Raw genomic sequence first — 2,496 nt, forward strand, 5'->3', positions numbered from 1 at the left:
CGCACGCCTCAAGGTAGGAAAAACCGCTCTCTACGCTGCCTTGCAGGCGGCCAGTTCTGGCAGTGCAGCCGACTCCTGATATTTCGTGCAGTCGCCTTCTGAAAACGACAGGCTGTTCGAGCTTTTTACGCCAGTAAGCAAACTGGTGATAGACCAGTGCCTGGCTTTTGCAAAAGGCGTGGCCGGAGAGGCCGGAGTCAAGCCAGGCAGTGATCTGCTGCTGCCAAAAATCAGCACGTTCTTGAGTGGTCATAGTGAAAATCCAGCGAAGAGGTAATGGATTTCAAGTGTGACGAGCTGATTTTGGGAAAAAAAGATGCCGATTCAAGGGCGCTTACCCAATCTCTATCAGCTTTAACGCGGGGTAAGGTGTTGGACTGCTCAATACGTCGCGCAGTTCGGGTGGAAATGGCAGACTTCGCAGCAGCGATTTCTTGAGTCATGCCTTGTTGGCGATGCTGCATATACAGCTCCTCTTGTCGGTGAGTGATATGTTGTCCAGGCACCTTGAACTCCGAACAGAAAACAAGGTACCTATTGTGACACCCAACCGGCCAAGATAATTGTCGTCAACCGGTCATCCTAATTGTCGCCGAACAGAGGGTGAGGGCGCATGTTGTCAGCTTACTTTCCACAGCAAACGGTTTTACTCCATGAACTGTAAGGTTATTAACATCATCGGACCCTTTTGTTTGCTTCCGTCATCAGAAGATTAAAAAGAGCCCGAGCAGCAGGTCCTGTCTCCTCGCCCTTAGGTAGGGTTAGATGAAGGGGAACCTGGTAGTCAAATCCCTCCTGAATATCAAGGTTAACAATCTCAGGATTATTGATTTTATTAATAAGGTGTTCAGGAATTCGGCAAAATCCCAAACCTGAAATTACTGCGTCAATTGCATAATCAAAATTGTCCACCGTTAATCTGCGTTGTGTTTTCAGCCAGCCAACATTTTCCCCCTGAAAGTTTTCGTCGCGACCTAAGTCTCTCAGAACAATTTGAGTTGTATTTACCAATTCATTTACATTGATATTCTTTTGCCTGGAAAGTGGGTGCCTGGAAGAAATTACCGGCAACATCTTTACATGGCCAAAGAAAGATGATGGGTGATTTTCAACAGGTAGGTTAATAATGGCAATATCAGATATTTTTTCTTTAACGTATTTTCGGGTAGAGCTAAGCGAGGTTTCGCGCAAAGTAACAGATGTTAATTCATTATTAGAACAGAATGTTGTCAAGGGACCATAAATCCAGTTGCGATCACAAAGATGATCCACTGAGACTGTGAGATTGGACTCGTATCTTTCGGAAAGGAGATGACTCTGTTTTTCTAATTGCCGGGCTATTTCAAGCATGGTGCCCGCTTTTCGTAAAAGAAAAGTCGCATTGGCTGTTAAACGCGTCTTGTTGCCTACCACCTCAACCAGCTTCGTACCAAGCTGATCTTCAAGTTTTTTCACTGAATACAAAAGAGTGGTGTGGCTCTTATTTAACCTTTCAGCAGCGCCCTGCACACTTCCTTCTTCGCTGATAGCAACTAAGTTCACCCACTGGTCGAGTGTGGATTTCAGTCTTTCTGTCATATTTTTGAACACATAATGGCTAATTTATGAAGTTGATTGTGCAATAAATTCATAATAACATACAGGCATTCTGAGAAAACGTTAGCACTGGAGGTATGATGTCGAACAAACTTTTACAGCTACACTTTGATTTTCATGGCCCGTTTGGTCCCGAAATGTCTCGTCAACTGGTAGGCCTGGCAGAATCAATCAATTCTGAACCTGGTTTTATCTGGAAAATCTGGACTGAAAGTAAGGATAATCAAGAGGCTGGCGGCATTTACCTGTTTCAGGATGAGGATACTGCATTGGCTTATGTCAAAAAGCACTCAGAACGCCTGAAGCCACTCGGGGTGTCCGAAGTCATCTACAAAATTTTCGATGTGAATGAGCCACTCACTAAGATAAACCGGGGTCAGGCGCAGTAATCGGAATGTCATTCAGGGAGGTTTATCCATGCCTCCCTGAATGAATGCCTGGCGGCTAATTACACGTGTATAACCTATCATTTATTTTCATTTCTTCGTTCTTGCTGACGAAAACAGGTTCAAAAGAGTGTCTCACCTGAGGGATCCCCACAAATTGCTCCCCCATATTATCCACACTCTATCAGATCGTCCGGTGTCCAGCACCACTGAGCCTGACTCTTATACACCTTAGAGATCCCCTCATTTTTAGAGACTCAAATAATTCCAAGTGTGCGGCTATATAAACGGTGTTGCTTCAGGTAGTAGATAAATTTATCCAGCAATAGGACTGCATTGGCCTCTTTCATTTTTGGCAGCAACTGGTAATAGATGACCCCTTGCCGAAAGAACGAATAGGTTCGCGCGAATTCAACTCCGAAGTGCAACACCCGCCAAATCAAGCAACCTGTCGTAGTTCATCAAACACGATCTGCGGTTGCCTGAAATCCAAACATTTGCGCGGTCTAAGGTT

Annotated in this window: 4 protein-coding genes and 1 pseudogene; 1 reads left to right on the plus strand and 4 read right to left on the minus strand. The window is 44.9% G+C overall.

The features are described from left to right. From tnpA to PG883_RS23155, 3 genes are all read right to left on the minus strand, one after another. On the minus strand, positions 1–253 hold a 253-nt coding region (gene tnpA / locus PG883_RS23145), incomplete at its 3' end, for an IS66 family insertion sequence element accessory protein TnpA (RefSeq protein ID WP_442866380.1). Next, a complete protein-coding gene (locus PG883_RS23150) occupies positions 231–464 on the minus strand; it encodes a hypothetical protein (RefSeq protein WP_270808401.1) in 234 nt (77 codons plus the stop codon). The genes PG883_RS23150 and tnpA, both read right to left, overlap by 23 nt. 211 nt (positions 465–675) lie before the next feature. Continuing rightward, a complete protein-coding gene (locus PG883_RS23155; protein ID WP_270694375.1) occupies positions 676–1,578 on the minus strand; it encodes a LysR family transcriptional regulator in 903 nt (300 codons plus the stop codon). Between the two features lie 98 nt (positions 1,579–1,676). Here PG883_RS23155 and PG883_RS23160 point away from each other — a divergent pair, with 98 nt between their 5' ends. Continuing rightward, positions 1,677–1,985: a monooxygenase gene (locus PG883_RS23160; protein WP_185666326.1), complete on the plus strand. Its 309-nt coding sequence runs from the start codon at positions 1,677–1,679 to the stop codon at positions 1,983–1,985. Between the two features lie 254 nt (positions 1,986–2,239). Here PG883_RS23160 and PG883_RS23165 read toward each other — a convergent pair. Continuing rightward, positions 2,240–2,389, minus strand: a pseudogene (locus PG883_RS23165) (IS4-like element ISAs18 family transposase); the annotation flags it as partial. Between the last annotated feature and the right edge of the window lie 107 nt (positions 2,390–2,496).

It is taken from the genome of Aeromonas sp. QDB25 (assembly GCF_027707725.1).
GTDB classification, from domain to species: domain Bacteria; phylum Pseudomonadota; class Gammaproteobacteria; order Enterobacterales; family Aeromonadaceae; genus Aeromonas; species Aeromonas caviae.